Raw genomic sequence first — 25,074 nt, 5'->3', positions numbered from 1 at the left:
CGACCGGATGTGAGGTTCTGCTCACAAGGTGAGCGGAAACGAGCAACACCCACCCCCGGTCCGCCGGCGGACAGTGGGCTCAGCGCACCCGTGCGGCGTGCTGGGTGCGCCCGTTCGCGCGCGGGCGCGGCGCGGGCGAGCGGCTTCCGGTCGCGTCGGCGCCCTCGCCGGGGGCCGACGCCTGCCCGGGGGAGGCTCCCGCGGGCTCCTCGTCATCGGGGCCCGACCCGCCACCGAGGCCCGGCTCCTCACCGAGGCACGGCTCGTCGTCGAGCCCTGGCCCCGCGTCGAGGTCCGTGGCCACGTCGTCGATCAGCGCGCGGGCGGACCGGAGCTGGTCGGACACGCGGCCCCGCAGCTCGGTGAGCTGCTCGACCCGCTGACGGGCCCGCACGGTGATCTCGTCGGCGTCGTGCCGCGCCTCGGCCCGGATCCGCTCACCCTCGGCGCCGGCCTCGTCCAGCAACCGCCGGATCTGCTCGTCGGCCTCGTGGTTGCGCCGGTCGATCTCCTCGGTCAGCGCGTCCCGTTCGGCGATCAGCGCGGTGAGCGCCTCGCTGCGGCGCTGGTCCATCGCGATCCGGAAGTCGTGTTCCACCTGCTCGCGGTTCTCCCGGGCCTCGGTGTCGGCCCGGGTGATCCGTTCGGTGACGATGCGTTCCTTCTCGGACAGCTCGCGCTCGGTGTTCTGCCGCTGCTCGGCCAGCGACCGCTCGGTGCGCTCCCGCAGCTCCGCGAGCTCGGTCTGGGTGCGCTCACGCAGGTCCGCCAGCTCCCGCTCGACGCGTGCCTGATGGTCGTCGATGGCCCGCTCGCGCTCGTCGGCCCGCCGGTCCAGCTCGGCCCGGCGCGCCTCCGCGTCGGCGAGGATCTGCTCTGCCCGCGCGCGGGCATCGGCGAGGACGGCCTTGGCGTGCTCGTCGGCCTGCCGGCGCTGCGCGGCGACCTCACGATCGGCCCGGGCGTGCATCTCGGCGACCTCGTCCTCGGCGAGGCGCAGCATCGAACGCAACCGTTCGCTCATGCCCTGGACGCTCTGCGGCGGGCCGGCGAGCCGGTTGACCTGCTGCTGCAGGGCCTCGACCCGGCTACGGGCATCGTCGAGCTCCCGGCTCAACCGGGTGTTCTGGGCGACCGCGGCATCCCGATCGGCGGCCAGCATCCGCACCTCGGCGTCGAGCCGCCGGAGGTGGCTGTCGACCTGGGCCCGGTCGTATCCGCGGCGCGTGACCGAGAAACCGGTCCGTGGTACGGGTACATCGTGGTCACCGGCCATGTGCTCACCGTACCTTCGGGCCGGGTGCTCGGCTGTGCCGAAAGGCACAGCCGAGACACGCTCACACGCCGCGGAAGCGATTGATCCCGTCGATGTGCTTCTCCCGGGTCTCCTGATCGGTGACACCCAGTCCCTCCTCGGGGGCCAGCGCGAGCACGCCGACCTTGCCCTGGTGGGCGTTGCGGTGCACGTCGTACGCGGCCTGGCCGGTCTCGGTCAGCGGATACACCCGGGACAGGGTGGGGTGGATCATCCCCTTGGCGACCAGCCGGTTCGCCTCGAACGCCTCGCGGTAGTTCGCGAAGTGCGAACCGACGATCCGCTTCAGGTTCATCCACAGGTAGCGGTTGTCGAACTCGTGCATGTACCCCGACGTCGACGCACAGGTGACGATCTGGCCGCCCTTGCGGGTGACGTAGACGCTCGCGCCGAAGGTCTCCCGGCCGGGGTGTTCGAACACGATGTCCGGGTCCTCGCCGCCGGTCAGCTCGCGGATCTTCGCCCCGAACCGCTTCCACTCCTTCGGGTCCTGGGTCTGCGGGTCCTTCCAGAACCGGTAGCCCTCGGCGTTGCGGTCGATGACCAGCTCGGCCCCCATGTCCCGGCAGATGCGGGCCTTCTCCTCGGAGGAGACGACACAGACCGGGGTGGCGCCGCCGTTCAGGGCGAACTGGGTGGCGTAGGAGCCGAGACCGCCGGAGGCACCCCAGATCAGCACCACGTCGCCCTGCTTCATGTCGGCACCGTTGCGGGAGACCAGCTGCCGGTACGCCGTGGAGTTGACCAGTCCGGGGGACGCGGCCTCCTCCCAGGTCAGGTGGGCGGGCTTGGGCATCAGCTGGTTGGACTTCACCAGCGCGAGATCGGCCAGGCCGCCGAAGTTGGTCTCGAAGCCCCAGATCCGCTGCTCCGGGTCCATCATCGTGTCCGAGTGCCCGTCCGGGCTCTCCAGCTCGACCGAGAGGCAGTGCGCGACGACCTGGTCGCCGGCCTTCCAGGCGTTGACCCCCGGCCCGGTCTTCACCACCACGCCCGCCAGGTCCGAGCCGACCACGTGGTAGGGCAGGTCGTGCCGCGCGGTGAGCGGGGAGAGCTTGCCGTAGCGCTTGAGGAAGGCGAACGTCGAGACCGGCTCGAAGATCGAGGTCCACACGGTGTTGTAGTTGATGGCACTGGCCATCACGGCGACCAGCGCCTCACCGGGGCCCAGCTCGGGGACGGGGACCTCCTCGACCCGCAGGCTCTTGCGCGGATCCTTCTCCTTGGTGGGCAGGCCCTCGAACATGTCGGCGTCCTCGGCCCGGACGGTGACGCCCCGGTAGCTCTCGGGCACCTCCAGGCCTCCGACGTCGGCGAACTGCCCGGCGAGGATGGCGTCGCGGATGTCCTTCACTGCTGGCCTCCGATGGCGACGTTGCTAGGGGAGTGGGTGCGTGCACCCCGATTTGCTTGGGATACCGCAAGTTACCGCGTAGTATGTTAACCGCAGAGCGACGCTGCGCGTGAGTGTGGCGCCGACTTCGTGACTCACGCCACCGGACGTCCGTACTGGCCTTTCGATGGGACGTACCGGTCCGGGCGGCCGGATCGGCGCTGGTCGGCGCCGATCCGGCCGGGCGCTCAGTGCTGGCCCGGGGCCGGCTCGACGAGCTCGACCAGCACCCCGCCCGCGTCCTTCGGGTGCACGAAGTTGACCTTCGAGTTCGACGTCCCCCGCCGCGGCTCGTCGTAGAGCAGGCGCAGGCCCTTCGCGCGCAACGCGTCGGCCGCGGCCGCGACGTCGGTGACCCGGTAGGCGACCTGCTGCAGTCCGGGGCCGTTGCGGTCGATGAACTTCGCGATCGTCGAGTTCTCGTCCAGCGGGGCGAGCAGCTGCACCTTGGTGGCCCCGGCCGGCTCGCCCGGCGCGCCGAGCATCGCCTCCCGCACGCCCTGCTCGGCGTTCGTCTCCTCGTGCACGGCGACCAGGCCCAGGTTCTCGGCGTACCAGCGGATCGCCTCGTCCAGGTCGGGTACCGCGATCCCGACGTGGTCGACGGCCACGACCAGCTGCGACAGTGCGTCCTCGGTTGTCGTCATGAGGGCAGAAGGTACCTCGACTACCGGCGAGTAGCCCGCTGTGCCACTGGTCACCCCCACCCTCCGACGTGTCCCGCGACCGCGCAGCGCGTGGGTATGGTGACCGCCCGCGAACCTGTCAACGAAGCCTGCTGGAGGACCCCGTGTCCGGAACCGTGATCGTCGCCGGCGCCCGCACGCCGATGGGCCGTCTGCTCGGCTCGCTGAAGGGATTCTCCGGCGCCCAGCTGGGTGGGATCGCCATCAAGGCGGCGCTGGAGCGGGCAGGCGTCGCGCCCGAGCAGGTCGAGTACACGATCATGGGGCAGGTGCTGACCGCGGGCGCCGGGCAGATCCCCGCGCGGCAGGCGGCGGTCGCGGCCGGCATCCCGATGGACGTCCCGGCGCTGACCATCAACAAGGTCTGTCTGTCCGGTATCGACGCCATCGCGCTCGCCGACCAGCTCATCCGGGCCGGGGAGTTCGACGTCGTCGTCGCCGGCGGGCAGGAGTCGATGAGCCAGGCGCCGCACCTGCTGACCAAGTCCCGCGAGGGCACCAAGTTCGGCGACGCCACGCTCACCGACCACATGTCCTACGACGGCCTGTTCTGCGCCTTCGACCAGGTCGCGATGGGCGCCTCGACCGAGAAGTACAACGAGCGCTACGGCCTGACCCGCGAGGAGCAGGACGCCTTCTCCGCCCGTTCGCACCAGCTGGCCGCCCGGGCCGCCGGGGACGGCACGTTCGAGCAGGAGATCACCCCGGTCGAGATCCCGCAGCGCAAGGGCGACCCGGTCATCTTCGCCACCGACGAGGGCGTCCGCGGGGACACCACCACCGAGGGCCTGGGCAAGCTGCGCCCGGCGTTCGCCTCGGACGGCACGATCACCGCAGGCTCGGCGTCGCAGATCTCCGACGGTGCGGCCGCGGTCGTGGTGATGAGCAAGGCCAAGGCCGAGGAGCTCGGCCTGGACTGGATCGCCGAGATCGGTGCGCACGGCGTCGTCGCCGGGCCGGACGCCAGCCTGCACGAGCAGCCGGCGAACGCGATCGCGAAGGCCTGCCAGAAGGAGGGCGTCCAGCCCGCGGACCTCGACCTGGTCGAGATCAACGAGGCGTTCGCGGCGGTCGGCATCGTCTCCACCCGCAAGCTGGGCATCGACGAGGACAAGGTGAACGTCGACGGCGGGGCGATCGCGCTGGGCCACCCGATCGGGATGTCCGGTGCCCGGATCGCCCTGCACCTGGCGCTGGCGCTGAAGTCCCGCGGCGGCGGTGTCGGCGCGGCCGCGCTGTGCGGAGGCGGTGGCCAGGGCGACGCGCTGATCATCCGCGTGCCGAAGTCCTGACCCGCGTGTGACGATCGTCGGCCCCCGCCGCGGCGGGGGCCGACGCGTATCCCTACCAGGAGGACCGCTCGTGCCCGGACCGCCGGACCCCCACGAGCTCGTGCAGCGGGCGCGTGCCGGTCAGCAGCTCGCCGTCGCCCGGCTGATCTCGATGGTGGAGAACGCCGGCCCGCAGCTGCGTGAGGTCTCCGCCGCCCTGACCCCGCACACCGGCGGGGCGCACGTCGTCGGGCTCACCGGGTCGCCCGGAGTCGGGAAGTCGACCAGCACCTCGGCGCTGGTCACCGAACTCCGTGCCCGCGACCGACGGGTCGGGGTGCTCGCCGTGGACCCGTCGTCGCCGTTCAGCGGGGGCGCGCTGCTCGGCGACCGGGTCCGGATGGGCGAGCACGCCGACGACGACGGCGTCTTCATCCGCTCGATGGCCACCCGCGGGCATCTCGGTGGGCTGTCCTGGGCGACCCCGCAGGCGTTGCGGGTGCTCGACGCCGCCGGCTGCGAGGTGATCCTGGTCGAGACCGTCGGGGTCGGCCAGTCCGAGGTGGAGATCGTCGGACTGGCCGACAGCACCGTCGTGCTGATGGCGCCCGGGATGGGTGACGGCATCCAGGCGGCCAAGGCCGGGATCCTCGAGATCGGCGACGTCTTCGTGGTGAACAAGGCGGACCGGGAGGGCGCCCGGCGGACCGTGCGCGAGCTGCGGAACATGCTCCACCTGCGCGAGCACGGCGGGGCGGACGCCTGGGAGCCGCCGGTGCTGATGACCGTCGCGTCCCGGTCCGAGGGGATCGGTGCGCTCGCCGACGCCCTCGACGACCACCTGGTTTGGTCGCGCAAGTCCGGTGAACGGGACCGGCGCCGGCGCGAACGGGTCCGGCGGGAGATCGAGGCCATCGGGATGGAGCAGGTGCGCGCCCGGATGGAACGGGTGCGCGGCGGGGAGGCGCTGGACGCGCTGACCGGGCGGGTGCTCGCCGGTGACCTCGACCCCTGGGCGGCGGCGGACGAGCTGCTCGAACAGTCCGGCTGATCGGCCCGTCACCGGCCGAGCCGGGCGAGCACGGCCAGCGCGCGCGCCGACCCGCTGCGCAGGGCCAGCTGCCGGGCCCGCGCGGCAGCGCCGGCGGCCTCCCCGGCCTCCCCGGCCCGGTGCGCGGTGACCGCCTCCCGCAGGATCTCCTCGAGCTGGTCGCGGACGGGAGGATCGCAGGCCCCGTCGGACGGGTGCCCGTCGAGTTCGACCGTGATCGCCACCGGTGCCGGGTAGCGCTCCGGCGCAGGTGGCGCCGGTTCCCCGGGCCGGTCCCCGCGGAGCTCGGCGCGCAGCCGGTCCCGGCGGCGCGCGGCCAGCTCGGCGGTCCCGGCGTCGCCCGCACGCAGCGCCGCGTCGGCCGCGAGGCCGTACGCCAGCCAGGCACGATCCGGTGCTGCCCGGTCGTGTTCCTGGTCGCCGGCCAGCAGGGCGGCGCCCGCGAGCAGCTCCGCCAGCGCGACGGTGCGCTCCGGGTGCACGCAGTGGCTCAGCAGCTCGCGGAGCTGTTCGACGAGAGCGGCGAGCGGTCCGTGCGCCGCCGCGGTGCCGAGCCGCCCGTCGAGTGCGGCGATCGCGCGCAGCTGGTCGCCCAGCAGGCGCAGCTCCGTGTCGCCGATCGCCGCGGACCGGTCCAACGCCGCCCGGAGCCGCTGCGTGCCCGCGGTGCCGTCGGGGTCGGCGGTGCCGGCCGGGGCCGCGGGCTCCAGCCCGAGCCCGGCCGGGGTGCTCCCGTAGAGCTCGGCCAGCAGAGCCCGTTGTCCGGGAGCAGGCGTCGCGTGTCCGTTCTCCCAGCGGGAGAGCTGGGTCTTGAGGCTGCCCGGTCGGGCCCGCCCGCCTCCGGTGCGCTCCGCGAGCCGGGCCAGCTCCTGCGCTGCGCGAGCCTGCGACCAGCCGCGATCGAGCCGGGCGGCGCGCAGGAAGGGATACCCGCGACCCGTCCCGGACCGGCCGGTCTCCCCGCTCCCGTCGTCCACCCGGCCGATTCTGTCGGGGGGCCGCGCTAGCGTCAACGCCGTTGCCGCAACAGGGCGTCAACGACGACGTGCAGCACGGGAGTGCGCTGGTACGGGCACGTGCATCAGGTGCGTCGGCACGGGTGATCGGGAGGGTGTGGCATGGACCTGGTCGACTATGTCTGCTGCGCGGTGCTCGCCGGTGCCTGCGGCGCCCTCGCGGGCTGGGCGACGGTGCGGCGGCTGGGTCCGCCGTCGCTGTGGCGCGGCAGAACGATGCGGAGCTGGCCGGGGCACGGGCACGGGTTCCCGCCGCCGCTGCGTCGGCGGCGCCGCCGCGGGGGCGGGCGATGAGCGGCCGTCCGGCGCGGCCGGGCGGGTCCGTGCCGTCAGTCGAAGTCGCCGGCCGCGCGGCGGACGCTGCGCAGCAGCGTGGTGAGCCGGTCCTGGTCGGCCTCGTCCAGCCCGCCGAGCCCGAACTCGATCGCCGTCACCGCGGCGGTCGCCTTCGCCAGCCGGGCCCGGCCCTCGTCGGTCAGCTCGACCAGCGTGGCCCGGCGGTCGGTGGGGTGCGGGAGCCTGCGGACCAACCCGTCGCCCTGCAACCGGTCGACGATGTTGGTGACGCTCGTCGGGTGCAGCTGCAGCCGCTCGCCCATCACCCGCATCGGCAGACTGCCCCGCCGGGCGAAGTCGAGCAGCACCAGCGCCTCGTAACGGGCGAAGGTGAGGCCGAGCGGCCGGAGTGCACCGTCCACCTCGGAGAGCAGGATCTGCTGCACGCGCATCACGCTGGTGACGGCGGCCATCGTCCGGGAGGGGCCGATCCGCTCCTCCCACAGGTCGGCGGCGCGCTGGATCGGGTCGAAGGGGAGCGACCCGCGAGATGCCATGCGCACGACGCTAGCAAGTGGTCACGGGCCGATCGGCGATCATGGGCGGATCGCCGTGTCGTCGAGGGCGGGATCGCTGTGGCCGCACGGCCGTGTCCGCATGGCACTGTGGCGACATGCTCTTCGCGTTCAGCATCGCACCGTCCGGTTCCGGGTCGGGTGACGGCGGGGTCAGCGCCGCGGTCGCCGAGGCGGTGCGGGTGGTCCGGGAGTCCGGTCTGCCCAACGAGACCACGTCGATGTTCACCACGATCGAGTCGGAGACCTGGGACGAGGGGATGGCCGTCGTCAAGCGGGCCGTCGAGGCGGTCGCCGCCGTGTCGCCTCGGGTCAGTCTCGTGCTCAAGGCCGACATCCGGCCCGGCTACCGCGGGCAGCTCCGGGCGAAGGTGGACCGGGTCGAGCAGCACCTGCGGGGCGAGGAGGCCGGGGCGTGACCGGTGGGCACGGCGGGGCGGGGCCGGAGCCGGCCGGGCCCGCCGGTTCCACCGGTTCCGCCGGGGCGGACGCGGCCGGGGTCGCGGGGGCGGCGACGTCCGGTGGTGCCGAGGTGACCGGGGCGCCCCCGCCGGGCGCCGCACGGGTGGTGCTGGTGCACGGGGCCTGGCACCGAGGGGTGTCGTGGGCGCCGGTGGCCCGGGTGCTGGAGCGCAGCGGTGTACCGGTGTCCGCGCCGGACCTGCCCGCCGAGCGCGGTGGGTACGAGGAGCAGGTCGCCGCGGTGCTCGCGGCCGCGGGCCCCGACCTGCCCGACGCCGCCGTGCAGCCCGAGGGGCGCGGCCGGCCGGTGGTCCTGGTCGGGCACTCGCTCGGCGGGCTGGCGGCCACCGTCGCGGCGGCCCGGCTGGGTGCCGGGCGGGTCCGGGCACTGGTGCTGGTCGGCGCGCTCGTTCCCGAGCCGGGCCGCCCCCAGCTGGACCGGCTGCGGTCCGACACCGGCCTGATGGTGCCCGGTTACGACGCCGGGGTCCGTCGCGGCGAGGGGCCGGTGACCTTCTGGCCGGACGCATCGGTGGCGACGAGCGGCCTCTACCGGGGAGTGGCCGACGAACTGGCCGGGCCCGGCGCGGCGGCCGCCGATCGGGCGGAAGCGGAGCGTCTGGTCACCGCCGCGGTGGCACAGCTGCGTCCGCAGGACTGGAGCCTGCTGCGGGAGCCGTGCCCGATCGAGGCGTGGCCCGGGGTCAGGACGGTGTCGGTCGTCTGCTCCGACGATCGCGTCGTCGATCCGGCGGGCAGCCGCCGGGAGGCGGAGCGGATCGGCGCGGAGGTCGTGGAGATCCCGGGCGGTCACTTCCCGATGCTCACCCGCCCGGCTGCGCTCGGCGGGCTGCTCGCGGATCTCGCCGTGGGGACCGGGCTGCCGGCCCGGAGCTGACCACCGCCGGGGACGGTCCGGAGACGGCGAACGGCCGGTGACGGGGATCCGTCACCGGCCGTTCGCACCCGGGCCGCAGGTGCGGCCGCGGTCGTCAGGCGATCAGGCTGGTGAAGTGGAACACGCCCACCAGGATCGCCACGAAGCTGACCGCCATGCCGATCTGGCCCAGCTTGGTGATGGCCGGCTGGCGGAACGCCAGGAATCCGACGACCAGGCCGACGGCCCCCAGGATCCAGGCGAACAGCGGCACCAGGAACCCGGCGATCACGCCGAGGGCGCCCAGCGCCAGCGACGCGTAGGCGAGGGTCGGCTTGGCAGCGGTCTGCGCGTTGCTCATCTTCTGGGATTCCTCCGTCGCGGCCGGCATCGATCCGGCGTTCTCGCTCGTCTTCTCGGGGTCGCACCGGATCGGTGACGCGGAACCGGCCGCCGATCTCGATGACGCAGGGTCACCGTCGAGGCCCTGCACGGGGTTCAACGAGCGAGTGGGGCCGGTGATGCTCCGCCGGTCCGGTGATCGTGAACCGGGCGGCACGGTCGCCGGCACCGCGTGGCCGACGACTCGCCGGGGCCGGGCGGTCGGTGCACCGTGCCCCGGTGACGGCGGGGTGCGTCACGTCCGACACGCGTCCGTGCCAGGATGGACGGCGTGTCTCGTCCAGATCCTCGTCAGACGGCCCAGCGTGCGGCGATGTCCTCCGCGATGGCCGGAGCGGTCGACCTCTCGGGCCTGAAGGCGCGAGCCGACGCGGCCAACAAGCCGACCCCGCCCGGGGGCGGTGCCGCAGGCCCCGGCGCCCCCGGCGGCGGGTGGGTGGTCGACGCCACCGAGCAGGGCTTCCAGAGCGAGGTCCTCGAGCCGTCGCTGCAGGTCCCGGTCGTCGTCGAGCTGTGGGCCAGCCGTTACCCGCGGGCCGAGCAGCTCTCCTCCGAGCTGGAGCGGCTGGCGTCCACCGGTGGTGGCGCGTGGCGCCTGGCCCGGGTGGACATCGACACCCAGCCGCGGGTCGCCCAGGCGTTCGGCGTCCAGCAGGTCCCGATGCTGGTCGTGCTGGTCGGTGGTCAGCCGGTGGACGCCGTCAACGGCACGATCCCGGACGACCGGGTCGCCGAGTGGGTCCGTTCGCTGCTCGACGCGCTGCGTGACCGGATGCCCGCGATCGCCGAGGGCGAGCGCCGGGCGGCGGAGGGCGCCGACGGGGTGCCCGAGGCGCAGGAGGAGCCGGAGGACCCGCGGTTCACCGCCGCCGAGGAGGCTCTGGAGCAGGGCGACTACGAGGCCGCGGCGGCCGCCTACCAGGCGATCCTGGACGTCGAGCCGGCCAACGAGCAGGCTTCCGCCGCGCTCGCCCAGGTGAAGTTCCTGGCCCGCGCCGAGCAGGCCGACCCGAGCGCGATCGAGCGCGCCGACGCCAACCCCGACGACGTCGACGCACAGCTCGCTGCGGCCGATGCCGAGATGGCGGCGGACCGGGTCGAGGCGGCGTTCTCCCGGCTGGTCGCCACCGTCTCCCGGACCGGTGGTGACGATCGCGACCGGGCCCGGGCACACCTGGTCGGGTTGTTCGAGCTCTTCCCGGCCGACGACCCGCGGGTGAGCACTGCGCGCCGTGCGCTGGGCCGGGCGCTGTTCTGAGCCCACGCCGGACGTGACCCGGGTTCCGTCGTGACCGGCCCGTACCGGCTGGTGCGCCGGGTCGCCCCGGTGGTCACGGCCGCCGCCCTGGTGACCGCGGCGCTGTTGTTCGCCCTCGGTCAGCCGCCGCTGCTGCGGTGGCTCCCGCACCCCGACGTCGCGGGCATGCACGTCGACTTCGACACCTTCTGGCATTCGGCGCGCGCGCTCGTCGAGCACGGCCCCGGCAGCTCGACGATCTACGACACCGGTGCCCGGCTGCACAACCTGAACCCGCCGCTGCTCGCCGTCCTGCTGGCGCCGCTGGGTGTGCTCGACGCGCTGACCGGTTACCGGATCCTGACGGTCTGTTCGGTGCTGCTCGTGCTGGGATCGGTCGCGGCCACCTGCCGGGAGCTGCGCCTGGGCCGGACCTGGACGCTGGTGGGGATCGGCGCGGTGCTGGCGTCGTCGCCGTTGCACGGGACGCTGCTGCTCGGCCAGATCTACCCGCTGCTGCTGGCCGGGATCACCGCCGGTTGGATCGCCGAACGGCGGGGACGTCCGGTGCTGGCGGCGATCCTGTACGGGGTGACGGTGGCGGTGAAACCGTCGCTGGCGCCGCTGTTGCTCCTCGCGGCGGCCCAGCGGCGGTGGCGCCCGTTCCTCGTCGGCATCTGCTCCGCCGCGGTGGCCACGCTCACCGGGGTGGCGGTCGCCGGATGGCCGACGGCGTGGCAGTGGTGGACGATGGCGCTGGCCGAGCCGGTCGGCCCGACCCCGGACAACGCCTCGTTGCCGGGTCTGGCGTTGCGGTGGGGGCTCCCGGCCGTCGTGGGGACGGTGGTGGGTGCGGCCCTGTTGATCGGGACGCTCGCGCACTACGCGCGGCGCACCGCCCGGCACGGGATCGTGTCCGCCGCCGGAACCGACCCCGGCGGGACCGCCCCGTTCGCGGTGCTCGCCACCGGCCTGCTGGCCGCACCGATCTCCTGGCACAACTACCTGCTGCTGCTCTGGCCCGGTCTGCTGGCCCTGGTCGCGTCGGCGCGTCCGGGGGACACCCGGCGGCGGGTCGTGGGCGCGGTCTTCGCGCTGGCCGTGATCCCGGTGAGCTGGGTCGATCTGTGGGCCGACGGCAATCCGCTCAGCCCGGTGGGGCGAGCCCTCTACACCGCGGTGCTGCTCGCAGCGTGGTGGGCGCTGCTGCGGCCCGCCACGGGTCCGGCGCCGCCCGGCCCCGGAATCGAGGGGGGTGCACGTCCGGGGATGGCACGGGAACCGATGCGCCCGGGCGTGTGAAGCGCGACCGCTGGTGGACCGCCCACCGACCCGATCCACCGTGAAACCGGTAGCTGTTCCGTTCTGCGGAAGCCCTGCCTCCCCTTAAGGTGAGGTGATGTAAAGCTTCTTGTTGTCAGGCGTGATGGTGCGCGGCGCAGGAGGGAGGGACGTGGCCCGAGTGTGGGTGGATGTGGACCGGCTCCCGGAGCCGACGTCCCGGGCGTCCTGGTGCCCCGACGACGAGGAGGGGACAGGCACTCCGGAGCGCGCCGATCCGGCCGACCGGACCCCGCCGGACGAGCCGGGCCCGGCCTGCCGGTAGGACGATCAGTCCGCCGACGAGGTGCCGGTGTCCGATCGACCGGTCCCGGAGCTCCCGGTCACGAACGACCCGTTGCGGACCGCGCGCGCCCCGACCGTCCCCGGCGCCGGTGAGACGCTCTGTGACACCGGGCTCTCGGTGCCGGATCCCCCGGGCCGCGCGGAGCCGTCCCCGGCGTCGTCCCGGGCGTCGTTCCCGGTGTCGTCGGCAGTCGGCGCCGACGGTTCGACCGGCGCCAGCGGTCCGGTCCCGTTCCCGCCGGGCCCGTCCGGACCGGACCGGACCGGGTCCGGTCCGGCGGCCCGGTAGCCGTCGTCCGGGGTGACGGGCGCCTCCACGTCGGTGGTCTCCGGCTCGTCGGGCAGCTCGCTGACGGGCAGCGGCGGCGGGACGGTGGCAGGCGCCGCGGCGGACCCGGTGGCCGGGACCGACGTCACCGGACCGCCGGTCTGCTCGGGCACCAGCCACAGCACGCCCGACGGGGGCAGCTGCAGCACCGCCGACGCCGGCTGCCCGTGCCACATGTACTGCTCGGCGCGCACCCGCCCCAGGTTGCCGACACCGGATCCGCCGTAGCTGGACGCGTCGGTGTTCACCAGCTCGGTCCAGTTCCCGGCGAACGGCAGCCCGACCCGGTAGTTCTCCCGCGGGGCGCCGGCGAAGTTCGCGATGCAGGCCAGCACCGTCGGCCGCCCCTGGGCGTCGACACCGTGCCGCAGGAAGGAGAAGACGTTGCCGGTCGCGTCGTTGGCGTCGATCCAGGCGAAGCCCTCCGGCGTGGTGTCGTGCGACCACAGCGCGGAGTTCTCCCGGTAGGCCCGGTTCAGGTCGCCGACCAGCGAGGTGATGCCGCTGTGCAACGGTTCGGACTCCTGCAGGTGCCAGTCCAGCGACCGCTGCTCGGACCACTCCCGGGGCTGTCCGAACTCCCCGCCCATGAACAGCAGCTGCTTGCCCGGGTGCGCCCACATGTAGGCGAGCAGGGCGCGGACCCCGGCCGCCTTGTTCCAGTCGTCACCGGGCATCCGGCTCCACAGCGAACCCTTGCCGTGCACGACCTCGTCGTGGCTGATCGGCAGCACGTAGTTCTCGCTGAACGCGTACATCAGGGAGAACGTCATCTGGTTGTGGTGGTAGCTGCGGTGCACCGGGTCGCGCCCGGTGTAGTCGAGCGTGTCGTGCATCCAGCCCATGTTCCACTTCAGCCCGAAACCGAGCCCGCCCATGTAGGTGGGGCGGGTGACGCCGGGCCAGGCGGTGGACTCCTCGGCGATCGTCACCACGCCGGGATGCTCCCGGTAGACGGTAGCGTTCATCTCCTGCAGGAACGCCACCGCGTCCAGGTTCTCCCGGCCGCCGTGCACGTTCGGCAGCCACTGGCCGTCGGCCCGCGAGTAGTCCAGGTAGAGCATCGAGGCGACCGCGTCCACCCGCAGACCGTCGATGTGGAACGACTCCAGCCAGTACAGGGCGTTCGCGACGAGGAAGTTGCGCACCTCGTTGCGGCCGAAGTCGAACACCAGCGTGCCCCAGTCGGGCTGCTCGCCACGGCGCGGGTCGGCGTGCTCGTAGCAGGCGGTGCCGTCGAAGCGGGCCAGCGCCCACTCGTCGCGCGGGAAGTGCGCGGGCACCCAGTCGACGATCACGCCGTACCCGGCCCGGTGCAGCCGGTCGACGAACCACCGGAAGTCGTCCGGGGTGCCGAAACGTGAGGTCGGCGCGTAGTAGGAGGTGACCTGGTAGCCCCAGGACCCGCCGAACGGGTGCTCGGCCACCGGCAGCAGCTCGACGTGGGTGAAACCGGTCGTGTCGAGGTAGGCGACCAGCCGCTCGGCGATCTCGCGGTAGCCCAGGCCGGGCACCCACGAACCGAGGTGCATCTCGTAGATGCTCATCGGCTCCTCGTGCGGCCTGCGGTCGGCGCGGGCGGCCATCCACTCGTGGTCGCCCCACTCGTGCACCGGCGTGGTCACCACCGAGGCGGTCTGCGGCGGGATCTCGGTGGCGTAGGCCATCGGGTCGGCCTTGTCCCGCCAGCGGCCGTCCGGGCCGAGGACGCGGTACTTGTAGCGGGCGCCGACACCGACGCCGGGCAGGAAGATCTCCCAGATCCCGGAGCCGCCCAGCGACCGCATCGGCAGCGTCCAGCCGGCCCAGCCGTCGAAGTCACCGGTCACCCGCACGCCGCCGGCGTTCGGTGCCCAGACGGCGAAGCTGGTGCCGGTCACCGGCCCGGAGGCGGTCTCGTACTCCCGCACGTGCGCACCCAGCACGTCCCACAGCCGCTCGTGACGTCCCTCACCGATGAGGTGCAGGTCCATCTCGCCGAGCGTCGGGAGCCAGCGGTAGGGGTCGTCGACGACGCGCTCGGCAGCCGGGTCGTCACCGTGGCGCACGAGCAGCCGGTAGTCGCCGCCCGATCCGGGCACGACCCCGGAGAACAGCCCAGCATCGTGCACCCGCTCCAGCTCGTGGGCCAGCTCGCGCTCGCCGTTGGGCAGCACGGCCACCGAGGTGGCCTGCGGCTGCAGGACCCGGATGACGGTGCCGTCGGCGTGCGGGTGCGCACCCAGCACCGAGTGCGGGTCGTGGTGGGCTCCACCCAGGAGCCGGTCGACGGTCGCCTGGTCGGGCGCGTGCGTCTCCTCCGTCGCCGACGGCGCCGGGGCCGCCGAGGCCGGGGTCGCACGGGTCGCTCGCGTCTCTTCGGAGGTCACCTGCGGAACCGTACTGTCCATGGCCGGGAGCCGCCGAGCGCGGGGACCCACTGTTGCCCGATCGCAGTCCGACGGGCGGCGCGCGGTGTCAGCGGACCCCTCCGGGCGGGTGACGCCTGCGGGCGACGGCATCCTCCAGTACCTCCAGCAGGGTGGCCGCGGAGGCGTCCCAGGTCCGGTTCCGCGCCCGCTCCCGCACCGCGTCCGAACGCTGCGTCCAGCCGTCGTCGAGCGACCGGACGGCGGCGGCGAAACCCGCCGGGTCGTCCGGGTCGACGAACAACCCGGCGTCGCCCGCGACCTCCCGGAAGGCCGGGATGTCGGAGACGACCACCGGGCAGCCGCGGGCCATGGCCTCCAGCACCGGCAGCCCGAATCCCTCGTCCCGGGAGGCGGACACCAGCGCCGTCGCGCCGTCGAGCAGCGCGCGGTAGCCGGCGTCGTCGACACCGTCGTGGAACACCGGCCGGTTGTCCCCGGCGAGCCGTTCCAGCTCGGCGCGCACCCCCGGTGGCACCGGGGAGACCAGGTGCAGCTGGTGATCGTCGAGCAGGGCCGCGGCCCGGGCGAGGGTCGCGACGTTCTTGTAGGGCATGAACGACCCGGCGTAGACGATCCGGTTGCCGCCCGGCCGGGTGCGCGGCGGCGTGCCCTCGGGGAGGTGGAAGTCGGTGGCGTCCGGGACGACAGCGACCGGCCGCCGGGTGAGCCGGTGCGCGGCGAGGAGATCACCGGTGGCCCGGGACACCACGGCGACCGCGTCGGCGCCCGCGAGCAGCAGCCGCTGCGGCCACCACGACAGGTGGTAGGCGCGCCACAGCGCGCGGACCGGTGCCGCCAGCCACGGCGGCGGCGTCCGGTGCCGGTAGTAGATGAGGTCGTGCACGGTCAGGACGACGGCGTAGCGCCGCCCCAGCGTGCCCATCGTCTGCATCGGGGAGAACACGACGGTGTCGGGCTCGGCGCCGGGACCAGCGGCCGCCCCGGCGAGCAGCCGGTTCACCCGCCGGGCCACGAACGGCTCACCGGGCCCGGTGGGCGGGGGCAGGGTGTGCGCGGGCCGCTCGGGCAGGCCCTCGCGCTGCCGCGGGTCCGACACCAGCAGCTCGACCGGGTGCAACCGGTCCAACGCGCGGACCAGACCGGTGGTGTAGCGGCCGATCCCGTCCGGTGCGCCGGGCCGGATGTAGCGGCAGTCGACGAGGATCCTCACCGCGGCAGTCCGTCGAGGAAGCCGCTGATCTCCCGGGCCGCCCAGGCAGGTGCCTCGTAGTGCACCAGGTGCCCGGTGCGCGGCAGCAGGACCAGGCGGGCGTCCGGGAACGCGGCGGCGAGCGCGTGCTGCCCGGCGACCGGCGCGACCCGGTCCCGGGCACCGGCGAGCAGCAGCACCGGTCCACCCACCCGCGGCGCCCACGAGCGCGCCGACCCGGACCCGGCCGCGCGGAACGCCTCCAGCAGCGACCGGACGTCGGCGAACGTGCCGAACCGGGCCCGGTGCTCGTCGACGATCCAGTGCCGCAGCAGCGGATCGGTGGTGGTCGCCATCGTGGCCGTGGCGGCGTCGGCGAGCAGGCGGTGCCGCAGCACCCCGTCGAACCGCAACCGGGCGGCCCCCTCGTGCAGCAGCGCCGTCAACCGGGTGCCCATGCCGGTCACCCCGCCCGCCGCCGACGCCGGTTCGGCGATCGGGTTGAGCAGCACCAGCGCGCGCGGGGCGCACTCGGCGGCGGCGGCCGTCGCCACCACCGATCCGAAGGAGTGGCCGAGCAGCACCGTCGCGGGCCCGAGTTCGCGCAGCAGCGCGGCCGCCCAGCGGGCGTACCCGGCGACGTCGTGGACGCGGTCGGTGAACGGCGGGGACCCCCCGAACCCGGGCAGGTCCGGCGCGACGACGTGGGCACCGGGCAACCGCGACGCCAGCGGCACCAGGCCGTGATGGCTCCCGCGCAGCCCGTGCAGCGCCAGCACCGGCGGCGCGGACGGGTCGCCGACGGTGTGCACGACGGTCCGGGCACCGTCGACGGTGCGCTCGGTGCGGCGCACCCGTTCCCGGACGGCCGCCGTCACCGGTGGGACCCGGTGCGCCGCTCGGCGGACCGGCGCGGCGGCCGGGTCCCGACGATCGGCGCGGTGCGGGAACGGTAGAGCACCTCGAAGGCGTCGAGGGTGGCGTCCATCCCGTGCTCGCCGGCGATCCGCAGGCTCGCCCGGCCCATCGACTCCGCGGCGGCCGGGTCGGCGAGCACCCGGACCAGCCGGTCGGCCAGCGCCGGCACATCGCCGTGCGGGTAGCGGAAACCGTTCTCACCCTGGCGGGCCAGGTGCGGGAGCGCCCCGGCGTCGACGGCGACGACCGGCTTGCCGGACGCCATCGCCTCCAGCGTCACCAGGCTCTGCAGCTCGGCGGTGCCCGCGTTCACGAACACGTCCAGCGCGGCGTAGACGTCGGGGATCTCGTCGTCGGTGATCCGCCCGGTGAAGACGACGGCGTGCCCGACCCCGGCGGCGCGCGCCGCGGCGTGCAGCCGGACCCGTTCCTCACCGTCGCCGACCACGATCAGACGCGCCTGCGGCAGCGTGTCGCGGACCAGCGGCAGTGCCCGGACCAGCTCGTCGACGTGCTTCTCCCGGTCCAGTCGTCCGACGAACCCGGCCAGCGGGGCGGACTCGGGAATGCCGTGGCGGATCCGGAACGCGGTCCCGCGGCCCTGCGTGTCGGGCCGGAACCGGGACAGGTCCAGGCCGTTCGACACCGGCATCACCGGACCCGGGACACCGTTGCGCTCGGCCAGTGACGCCGCCAGCGGGGTGGGGGCGGTGATCACGCCGGCGCGGGAGAGCACCCGCGCCGCGTCCCACCAGAACAGCTTCTTCAGCTGCGCCGGGGGCAGGTGCAGGAAGCTGATCGCGGGCAGGATGTTCTCCGGGATCATGTGCGTCGTCGCGACCGACGGGACGCCGAGATCCTGCGCCGCGGACAGCAGCGCCCGGCCGAGGACCATGTGGCTCTGCACGTGGACGACGTCGGGCCGGATGCGGGTCAGCAGCCTGCGGGCGGTGTGCCGCAGCGCGAGCGGGGGGCACAGCCGGAAGTCGGGCGGTTTCGGCACCGGGAACGACCGGACCCGGTGCTCGGTCAGCGGACCCACCGTCCGGGCGGGTCGGCTGCGCAGCCCGCGCGCCGGTGCCGCGACGTGCACGTCGTGCCCGCGCCCGGCCAGTCCGGCGGCCAGCCGCCGAGCTGCGTAGGAGGCCCCGTTGACGTCCGGTATCCAGGTGTCGGCCCCGATCAGGACGCGCACACGTTCTCCTTCCGCGAGGTCGCGGCGCGCACCCACAGTGCGCGCCCGGCCACCAGTCCGACGCCGACGCCGAGACCGGCCACCACCAGGATCCACGGGCGGTCCGCCAGCTCGGCGGCGAGCCGGCCGCCCACCGCCCAGCCGATCCCGACCAGCAGCGCTGAGCGGACCACGGTGGCGGGCACCGCCCAGGCCAGGAGCCGGTGGTAGGGCACCCCCGCCAGACCGGTGGCCAGGAACGCGGGGATGGCTCCCACGTCGACGAGTTTCGCGCCCAGGACCACGTGCCCGAGATTGTCCCCCACCCGTTCGCGCAACGACCCCCAGCGTGCGCCGGTGAGCCCGAGTCTCACGAGGACGGGTGCCACCCGGGGTCGCCTGCCGCCCCGGCCGAGCAGGTAGAGGGCGGTGTCGGCGACCAGATCGGCGACGACGGCGACCAGCAGCACCGCCCACCAGTCGAGGATCCCGGCACCGGCCAGCGAGCCGGCCACCACGGTGACGACCGGGCCCTCCACGAACACGCCGACGGCGAGCACCCCGAGCGTGAGGGCGAGGGTGCCCGGCTCGGGTGCCAGCATCAGCCCCAGCACGTCGTCGAGGCCGGGGAGGGTCGCGGCCGGGGTCATCGGCTCGCCCGGCGTCGTCGTGTCATCGCAGTGTTCCTCCTCTTCGGAGGATTCCACGATCTCGCGACCGTCCGCCCGGGGCGTCCGGCGTTGCCCGGGCGGCGGCTTCGCGAAGGTCCGGTGGCTTCCGGGTTACGTGCTCCGCCCGGGCGTGGTAAGCGACATCCCCGTCCGCGGGATCGCCGGGCCGGACGCGGCGGCTGCGCGTGCCCTGCCGTACCTGGTAGACGGCCTGGCCGGGCGCCCTGCCGTGCGGTCGCGCGGTGCGGGGGCGCGGGTCGGTGCGGGTGCGCGTGGCGTGGCCGACGCGAAGGCGGGTCCCGGTCGGTGGTGGGCCGGGCGTGTGCCGCGCGCGACCCGGTGGTGTCCGAACCGAGACCTGCGCCGGGCGTGTCGGAGCCGGTGGCCGTGGGCCGGGCGGCGCACCCCGGGCGACGTCCGGCGGTCACCGGCGCAGGAAACGCTCCAGGCCGGCGAGATCGTCGGTGTTGATGTGGTCGACGCCGGCGCGGAGCAGTTCGCGCCACAGCCGGTCCCGGGCCGGGCCCGGGGTGTCGGGCGTGGCCCAGAAACGGACCCGGTACCCCTCGGCGTGCGCCGACCGAACGATGCGCTGCAGCGTGGCCCGCTCCTGTGCGGGGATCTCGCCCTCTCCGGTCCACGTGAAGTGGTTGGTCCAGTTGTCGCTGACCAGCGGCATGAGCGAGGCGGGCAGGCCGGACCCGAGATCGGTCAGCCGGCCGTCGTAGCCCGAGCGCCGGACCGGCCGGTCCCGCATCAGCTCCAGGGGCCGGTTGCCGCTGATCACGGCCTCGATCGGCCCGCGACGGACCTGCTGCCCGCCGCGGCCGTCCTGCTCGACCGTGGTCGTCAGCCCCGGGTACGCGGCGAGTGCCCGCTCGACGGCTTCGTAGGTCGCCGGGCCGTCGCTCTTGAGGTCGATCAGCAGCTGGAACGGGACCCGCTCCGGATGGACGGAGCCGCGGTTCTCCCGGACGCGGTGCGCCAGCGGGTCCAGGTAGAGCGACTGCAGGGTGCGTCCCGGCTCGACGTCCTCGAGGTCGTGGGCCACGAGCAGCGCCCCGTCGACCAGCCACACGTCGGCCTCGACGCTGGTGAATCCGTGCGAGAGCGCGTCGTGCAACGGCCGCGGGTGCTCGTAGTCGTTGTGGGCGTGGGCCTGGGCGAGCGGCGCGACCGGGTGCGGTGGGCCGTCGCGCTCCTCGGCCGAGGCGGCCCCCGCCAGGACGGCCGTACAGGCCAGGACGGAGCAGGCCAGGAGTGCGATGCGACGCAATGTGATCCCCCGATCGGTCGAATGGGGTCACACTCTGTCGAACTCGGGTGGCCGCCGGGTGAACGCTGCCGGGCGGTCCGGCGTCGGTGCCGGACCGCGCGGGGCCGGGCGCGGACGAGCCGAATCGACCTGCCGGACCCCGCCCGGGACGGCCCCGTGGCACCGCCCGGACAGGTGTGGGCCCCTCACCTGCTCCGGCCGGACACGGTGCGGGTGATCGCGGTCAGCGGGATCGGGAGCCAGCTCGGGCGGCTGCGGGTCTCGTAGAGCACCTGGTAGACGGCCTTGTCGAGCTCGTAGGCGCGCAGCAGCGCGGCATGGGTGCGCGGGTCGGTGTCGGTGCGCGCGGCGTAACCGATGCAGAACGCGTCCCGGTTGGCGGTGGACCAGGCGTGCGCCGCGCGCGCCCCGGGGGTGTCCGAGCCGAGGCCCCCGCCGGGCGTGCCGGAGTGGGAGAGCAGGTGGTGGAAGGCCGCGTAGTCGAAGGAGAACAGCATTCCGACGACGTCGCGGACCGCGGAGTCCGGCGCCCGCCGTTCGGCCGGGGTGGCCGCGGGCTCGCCCTCGAAGTCGATGATCAGCCAGCCCCCCTCGGGGGTGCGCAGGGTCTGGCCCAGGTGCAGGTCACCGTGCACCCGCTGGACGACGACCGGCTCGTCGAGCCCGGCCACCTCGTCGTAGACGGCACGGATCGCCGGAACGTGCGGGGCGAGCACCGGGACCTGGGCGGCGACGGTCTCCAGCCGGGACGTCCAGTACCCGGCCATCGCGACCGGGTCGGCCCGGCCCGCGCCGAGTTGGTCGCGCAGCGCCAGGTGCACGTCGGCGAGCGCGGCGCCGAGCGCACGTGCGTCGGCGGTGAAGTCCCGTCCCTCGCGGACGGCCCGTACGGCGCGTTCCCAGCCGTCCTGGGAGCCCGCGGCGAACTCCTGCAGCAGGCCGTAGGTGGCGGGCAGACCGTCGAGGCTGCCCTCGATGGCACCCTGCAACGCGGCGACCGCCCCGACCCCGGCCGAGCGCAGCGCGCGGTGCAGTTCGAGATCGGGGTTCAGGCCGGGGGAGAGCCGACGGTAGATCTTGAGGATGGACCGCTCGCCCCAGCGGACCGAGGTGTTGGACTGTTCGGCGTCGACGACCGTGCCGGTCTCGCCGGTGGGCAGCACGGCACCGGGTTCGGGCACGAAGGCCAGACCGTCCACCGTGGTGCCGGTCGCGATCGCATCGAGCAGCCACCCGGTGACGGCGGGGTCGTGCAGCCCGTCGTAGAGGACGACGCCGTCCCGCTCGGCGATCACCGCCGGACCGAGCCGGTCCGGTCCGGCGCCGGCTCGGCGGGCCAGGTGCAGCTGGTAGTGCCGGTCCGGGCCGTCGGCGAAGGAGACCGCGAGCACGAGGACGTCGAGCCCGAGCAGCCCCGCGGGAGCGGGCAGCTCGGTCCGGGAGGCGATCCGGACCGCCTGCAGCGGCCGCCCCTTCTCGGCGAACCAGCGCCGCCCCGGGAGCCAGCCCCGGAGCAGGCCGGGAAGCACCGTGAGGTCGTCGGATGCTCCGGTCGGACCCACGCGTCGTCCTCCTCCTGCCGGGGCGTCCGCCCGGCTGTGGCTCGCTGCGGCCCCGCACACCCCCGGTGCGTTCCGCATCCGCAGAACCCTAACCGTGAGCGCCGGTCCGGGCCGGGTGTGCACCCGACCCACTGGTACTGTCCGTCGCGGATGGCTTACCCGTCGTCACGGGCGGTCACCGACCCCTCTCCCGGGCAGCCCCGTGCCCGGAAACCCATACTGATCCCGGTGCCCCCGTGGGTCCGCGGCGCTCCGGCGTGTTCCGGCGCCGGTCGGTCCGCGGGGCCGTGCCCGGCCGTCCGCGGCCGGGGGCGGCAGCGGCACCGACGAGCCCCGACAGCGACCCGGAGGACCGGCGGCGTGAGCGAGCGAGAGCCGATGGCCGAGGACACTGCGACCTCCGGGGCCGGCGAGGAACCCGCGCCGCAGCCGCCGGACGTCAACTTCGCCGAGTACTTCCACGAGGCCCGGCCGCGCACGCTGCGCCACCGCGCCCGGGTCCGCTCGACGGTGCGCCGCCGTTCGGTCTCCCAGGACGGTCCCGCCTCGGGTGAGAACCCGGTGTACGTGTCCTGGCTGCTCGCGCAGTCGATGCTGTCCCATGCCGACGAGCTGGCCCGGCAGTTCTCCGGGCAGGGTTCGATGTGGCAGAACCCGTTCGCCAGTCCCGGCCCGCGGCACGCCGTGGAGACCGCATCGGTCTGGTTCACCGCGTACCCGATCTCGTTGATCACCCGGCCCGGGGTGTCCTTCCTCGGCGCGCTCGGCGACGAGGAGCTGTGGCAGGCGTTCGAGACGATCGGCATCGAGGGTGTCCACACCGGGCCGGTGAAGAAGGCGGGCGGGCTGTCCGGCTGGCAGCCGACCCCGAGCGTCGACGGGCACTTCGACCGCATCTCCAACGAGATCGATCCGGTGTTCGGCACCGAGGACGAGTTCCGCGGCATGTGCGCCACCGCCACCTGGCACGGCGGCACGATCATCGACGACGTCGTGCCCGGCCACACCGGCAAGGGCCCCGACTTCCGGCTCGCCGAGCTCGCCTACGGCGACTACCCGGGGATCTACCACATGGTGGAGATCGAGCCTGCGGACTGGGGCACGCTGCCCGACGTCCCGCCCGGGCGGGACTCGGTGAACCTCGACGCCGCCACCGAGGAGGCGCTGGAGAAGGCCGGCTACATCGTCGGCCGGTTGCAGCGGGTGATCTTCTTCCGGGAGGGCGTGAAGGAGACCAACTGGTCGGTGACCGGCGAGGTCACCGGGGTCGACGGCGTCGTCCGGCGGTGGGTGTACCTGCACTACTTCAAGGACGGCCAGCCGTCGGTGAACTGGCTGGACCCGACCTTCGCCGGGATGCGGATGGTGGTGGGCGACGCCCTGCACTCGCTGGCGGACCTCGGCTCGGGGGCGCTGCGCCTGGACGCCAACGGCTTCCTCGGCGTCGAGAAGTCGGCCGGTGGGAATCCGGGCTGGTCCGAGGGGCATCCGCTGTCGGAGGCGGCGAACCACCTGATCGCCTCCATGGTGCGCAAGGTCGGCGGGTTCACCTTCCAGGAGCTGAACCTGACCGTCGACGACATCAAGGTCACCTCCGAGGCCGGCGCCGACCTGTCCTACGACTTCATCAACCGGCCCGCCTACCACCATGCGCTGGCCACCGCCGACACCGAGTTCCTGCGGCTCACCCTGCGCACCGCGCTCGACCTGGGCGTCGACCCGGCGTCGCTGGTGCACGCGCTGCAGAACCACGACGAGCTGACCTACGAGCTGGTGCACTGGACGGCCGGGCACGCGACCGACCTGTTCGCCTTCCGCGGCGAGGAGATCACCGGTGGCGAGCTCGCCGACACCATCCGGCGCGACCTGTGCGACCACCTGACCGGGCCGGACGCCCCGTACAACCTGATCTTCACGACGAACGGGATCGCCTGCACCACGGCGACCGTGATCGCGGCGTCGCTGGGCATCTCGACGCTCGACGACATCACCCCGGCCGACGTCGAGCGGATCCGGCAGGTGCACCTGCTGCTGGTCATGTTCAACGCGTTCCAGCCCGGTGTGTTCGCGCTGTCGGGCTGGGACCTGCTCGGGATGCTGACCCTGCCCCCCGAGCAGGTCTCGGACCTGCTGGCCTCCGGTGACACCCGGTGGATCTCCCGGCCGGCGCACGACCTGATGGGCCACTCGCCCGACGCCGACCGCTCCTCGGCCGGGATGCCCCGGGGGCGGAGCCTCTACGGCTCGCTGCCCGACCAGCTCACCGACGAGACCAGCTTCGCCCGGCAGATGCAGGCGATCCTGGCCGTCCGCAAGCACAGCGGGGTGGCGACGGCCCGGCAGATCGACGTGCCGGACGTGGCGCACCGGGGGCTGCTGGTGATGGTGCACGCGCTCGACGACGGCCGGACCCAGGCGACGGTGCTGAACTTCGCCGACGAGCACGTCGACGCGGCGGTGCGGTCGGAGCACTTCGAGCCGGGGTCGGTGGTGGTCGACCTGTTCTCCGGGGAGACCGTCGGAACGGTCGACGACCTGCAGGGGTTCCGGGTGGACATGACGCCGTTCCGGGCGACGGCGGTGGTGCTGGAGGCGCCGGCGGTCGAGGACGGGGCCTGAGCGGGACCGGGTCCCGTGCACGAGCCGTCGACGCATCTGATGCGTCAACGGTACGCTTGTGATGTGCGGACGACGGTGGACATCGATGGATCGGTGCTGGCGCAGCTCAAGAAGCTGCAGCAGCGACGACGGACCACGCTCGGTGCACTGATGTCCGAACTCCTCGCCAAGGCGTTGGACGACGAGGCGCGCGACGACGGTGCGGCGACCGGACCGCTCGACTGGACGTCGACCTCGATGGGGGCCCGCGTCGACCTCGAGGACCGCGACACCGTCCTCGACCTGCTCGACGGTGGCAGGTGAGCGTCACCGTCGACGCCAACGTCCTGCTCTACGCGTCGGACGTGGACAGTCCCCGGCACGAGGCGAACAGGACCCTGCTCGACCGGCTGGCGACGGGGCCCGGGCTGGTGCACGTCTTCTGGCCCGTGGCGATGGCGTACCTGCGGATCGCGACACATCCGCGGATCTTCACGCGGCCCGTCGATCCGGCCACCGCCGTGGCGAACCTGGAGGCCCTGCTGTCCCGGCCGCACGTCCGCACGCCGGGCGAGGGCGAGGGATTCTGGAGCGCGTTCCGGGACACGGTCGCCGGCGACGTCGTCCGGGGGAACCTGGTGCCCGACGCGCACATCGCGGCCCTGATGCGGGAGCACGGTGTCGCGACGATATGGACGTCCGACCGGGGCTTCCGGCGGTTCCTCGGCATCACCGCCCTGGACCCGTCCGACGGGTGATCACGGATCGGGCACCGGAACGCTCGCCGGGCGAACGCCCC

22 protein-coding genes and 1 pseudogene are annotated in these 25,074 nt (G+C 74.0%); 10 read left to right on the top strand and 13 right to left on the bottom strand.

Features of this window, described 5'->3' with window-relative positions; genetic code table 11:
* Positions 1–79 precede the first annotated feature (79 nt).
* The 3 genes from AB0J24_RS21340 to mce form a co-directional block, all read right to left on the bottom strand.
* On the bottom strand, positions 80–1,276 hold the full coding sequence (locus AB0J24_RS21340) for a hypothetical protein (RefSeq protein ID WP_358683937.1): 1,197 nt from the start codon (positions 1,274–1,276) through the stop codon (positions 80–82).
* A gap of 61 nt (positions 1,277–1,337) precedes the next feature.
* On the bottom strand, positions 1,338–2,669 hold the full coding sequence (gene ccrA, locus AB0J24_RS21335; protein ID WP_358683935.1) for a crotonyl-CoA carboxylase/reductase: 1,332 nt from the start codon (positions 2,667–2,669) through the stop codon (positions 1,338–1,340).
* Between the two features lie 227 nt (positions 2,670–2,896).
* Complete coding sequence (gene mce / locus AB0J24_RS21330; RefSeq protein ID WP_358683933.1) at positions 2,897–3,355, bottom strand: methylmalonyl-CoA epimerase; 459 nt, start codon at positions 3,353–3,355, stop codon at positions 2,897–2,899.
* 143 nt (positions 3,356–3,498) lie between these two features.
* On the opposite strand from mce, the gene AB0J24_RS21325 reads away from it, so the two are divergent.
* Together AB0J24_RS21325 and meaB are read left to right on the top strand one after the other, a co-directional pair.
* On the top strand, positions 3,499–4,686 hold the full coding sequence (locus AB0J24_RS21325) for an acetyl-CoA C-acetyltransferase (protein ID WP_358683931.1): 1,188 nt from the start codon (positions 3,499–3,501) through the stop codon (positions 4,684–4,686).
* Between the two features lie 70 nt (positions 4,687–4,756).
* The gene (gene meaB, locus AB0J24_RS21320; RefSeq protein ID WP_358683929.1) at positions 4,757–5,716 is read left to right on the top strand and encodes a methylmalonyl Co-A mutase-associated GTPase MeaB; all 960 of its coding nucleotides are present in this window, start codon (positions 4,757–4,759) and stop codon (positions 5,714–5,716) included.
* Between the two features lie 8 nt (positions 5,717–5,724).
* Here the strand turns inward: meaB and AB0J24_RS21315 are convergent, their stop codons facing one another.
* Positions 5,725–6,693 (bottom strand): helix-turn-helix transcriptional regulator, encoded by a 969-nt coding sequence (locus AB0J24_RS21315; protein ID WP_358683927.1) that lies wholly within the window; start codon positions 6,691–6,693, stop codon positions 5,725–5,727.
* Positions 6,694–6,834: 141 nt separating this feature from the next.
* Between AB0J24_RS21315 and AB0J24_RS21310 the strand changes: the two genes are divergently transcribed.
* Positions 6,835–7,026, top strand: a complete 192-nt coding sequence (locus AB0J24_RS21310; protein ID WP_358683925.1) for a hypothetical protein — start codon at positions 6,835–6,837, stop codon at positions 7,024–7,026.
* A 35-nt stretch (positions 7,027–7,061) separates the two neighbouring features.
* Here the strand turns inward: AB0J24_RS21310 and AB0J24_RS21305 are convergent, their stop codons facing one another.
* Positions 7,062–7,565, bottom strand: coding sequence for a MarR family transcriptional regulator (locus AB0J24_RS21305; protein WP_358683923.1), 504 nt, complete (start codon positions 7,563–7,565; stop codon positions 7,062–7,064).
* A gap of 116 nt (positions 7,566–7,681) precedes the next feature.
* Here AB0J24_RS21305 and AB0J24_RS21300 point away from each other — a divergent pair, with 116 nt between their 5' ends.
* On the top strand, positions 7,682–8,002 hold the full coding sequence (locus tag AB0J24_RS21300) for a thiamine-binding protein (protein WP_358683921.1): 321 nt from the start codon (positions 7,682–7,684) through the stop codon (positions 8,000–8,002).
* Positions 7,999–8,943 carry an alpha/beta fold hydrolase gene (locus tag AB0J24_RS21295; protein WP_358683919.1) on the top strand — a complete coding sequence of 315 codons (945 nt, stop codon included), beginning with the start codon at positions 7,999–8,001 and terminating at the stop codon, positions 8,941–8,943. Before AB0J24_RS21300 ends, AB0J24_RS21295 begins: the two co-directional genes overlap by 4 nt.
* A 94-nt stretch (positions 8,944–9,037) precedes the next feature.
* Here AB0J24_RS21295 and AB0J24_RS21290 read toward each other — a convergent pair whose 3' ends face one another.
* Positions 9,038–9,283, bottom strand: a complete 246-nt coding sequence (locus tag AB0J24_RS21290; RefSeq protein ID WP_358683917.1) for a hypothetical protein — start codon at positions 9,281–9,283, stop codon at positions 9,038–9,040.
* A gap of 354 nt (positions 9,284–9,637) precedes the next feature.
* On the opposite strand from AB0J24_RS21290, the gene AB0J24_RS21285 reads away from it, so the two are divergent.
* Both AB0J24_RS21285 and AB0J24_RS21280 read left to right on the top strand, forming a co-directional pair.
* Positions 9,638–10,582 carry a tetratricopeptide repeat protein gene (locus AB0J24_RS21285; protein ID WP_358683915.1) on the top strand — a complete coding sequence of 315 codons (945 nt, stop codon included), beginning with the start codon at positions 9,638–9,640 and terminating at the stop codon, positions 10,580–10,582.
* Between the two features lie 30 nt (positions 10,583–10,612).
* Positions 10,613–11,863: a glycosyltransferase family 87 protein gene (locus AB0J24_RS21280; RefSeq protein WP_358683913.1), complete on the top strand. Its 1,251-nt coding sequence runs from the start codon at positions 10,613–10,615 to the stop codon at positions 11,861–11,863.
* A 756-nt stretch (positions 11,864–12,619) separates the two neighbouring features.
* Here AB0J24_RS21280 and glgB read toward each other — a convergent pair.
* From glgB to AB0J24_RS21245, 7 genes and pseudogenes are all read right to left on the bottom strand, one after another.
* Positions 12,620–14,773, bottom strand: a pseudogene (gene glgB, locus AB0J24_RS21275) (1,4-alpha-glucan branching protein GlgB); the annotation flags it as partial.
* 199 nt (positions 14,774–14,972) lie between these two features.
* Positions 14,973–16,097, bottom strand: coding sequence for a glycosyltransferase family 1 protein (locus AB0J24_RS21270; protein ID WP_358683911.1), 1,125 nt, complete (start codon positions 16,095–16,097; stop codon positions 14,973–14,975).
* The gene (locus tag AB0J24_RS21265; protein ID WP_358683909.1) at positions 16,094–16,954 is read right to left on the bottom strand and encodes an alpha/beta fold hydrolase; all 861 of its coding nucleotides are present in this window, start codon (positions 16,952–16,954) and stop codon (positions 16,094–16,096) included. The genes AB0J24_RS21270 and AB0J24_RS21265 overlap by 4 nt, the downstream gene beginning before the upstream one ends.
* Positions 16,951–18,189 (bottom strand): glycosyltransferase, encoded by a 1,239-nt coding sequence (locus AB0J24_RS21260; RefSeq protein WP_358683907.1) that lies wholly within the window; start codon positions 18,187–18,189, stop codon positions 16,951–16,953. The genes AB0J24_RS21265 and AB0J24_RS21260 overlap by 4 nt, the downstream gene beginning before the upstream one ends.
* Positions 18,177–18,875 (bottom strand): hypothetical protein, encoded by a 699-nt coding sequence (locus AB0J24_RS21255; RefSeq protein ID WP_358683905.1) that lies wholly within the window; start codon positions 18,873–18,875, stop codon positions 18,177–18,179. The genes AB0J24_RS21260 and AB0J24_RS21255 overlap by 13 nt, the downstream gene beginning before the upstream one ends.
* Before the next feature lie 388 nt (positions 18,876–19,263).
* Positions 19,264–20,115 carry a phosphatidylinositol-specific phospholipase C/glycerophosphodiester phosphodiesterase family protein gene (locus tag AB0J24_RS21250; protein ID WP_358683903.1) on the bottom strand — a complete coding sequence of 284 codons (852 nt, stop codon included), beginning with the start codon at positions 20,113–20,115 and terminating at the stop codon, positions 19,264–19,266.
* 185 nt (positions 20,116–20,300) lie between these two features.
* Entirely contained in the window at positions 20,301–21,677 is a 1,377-nt protein-coding gene (locus tag AB0J24_RS21245) for an aminoglycoside phosphotransferase (protein WP_358683901.1), read from the bottom strand.
* Positions 21,678–22,037: 360 nt separating this feature from the next.
* Here AB0J24_RS21245 and treS point away from each other — a divergent pair, with 360 nt between their 5' ends.
* The 3 genes from treS (at position 22,038) to AB0J24_RS21230 (ending at position 25,033) form a co-directional block, all read left to right on the top strand.
* Positions 22,038–24,296: a maltose alpha-D-glucosyltransferase gene (gene treS / locus AB0J24_RS21240; protein ID WP_358683899.1), complete on the top strand. Its 2,259-nt coding sequence runs from the start codon at positions 22,038–22,040 to the stop codon at positions 24,294–24,296.
* A gap of 63 nt (positions 24,297–24,359) precedes the next feature.
* Entirely contained in the window at positions 24,360–24,599 is a 240-nt protein-coding gene (locus AB0J24_RS21235; RefSeq protein WP_358683897.1) for a hypothetical protein, read from the top strand.
* Complete coding sequence (locus AB0J24_RS21230) at positions 24,596–25,033, top strand: TA system VapC family ribonuclease toxin (RefSeq protein ID WP_358683895.1); 438 nt, start codon at positions 24,596–24,598, stop codon at positions 25,031–25,033. Before AB0J24_RS21235 ends, AB0J24_RS21230 begins: the two co-directional genes overlap by 4 nt.
* Positions 25,034–25,074 lie beyond the last annotated feature (41 nt).

This window comes from Pseudonocardia sp. NPDC049635 (assembly GCF_040659795.1).
Taxonomy (GTDB): Bacteria; Actinomycetota; Actinomycetes; order Mycobacteriales; family Pseudonocardiaceae; genus Pseudonocardia.
This window is presented reverse-complemented; position numbering and strand designations above follow the sequence as displayed.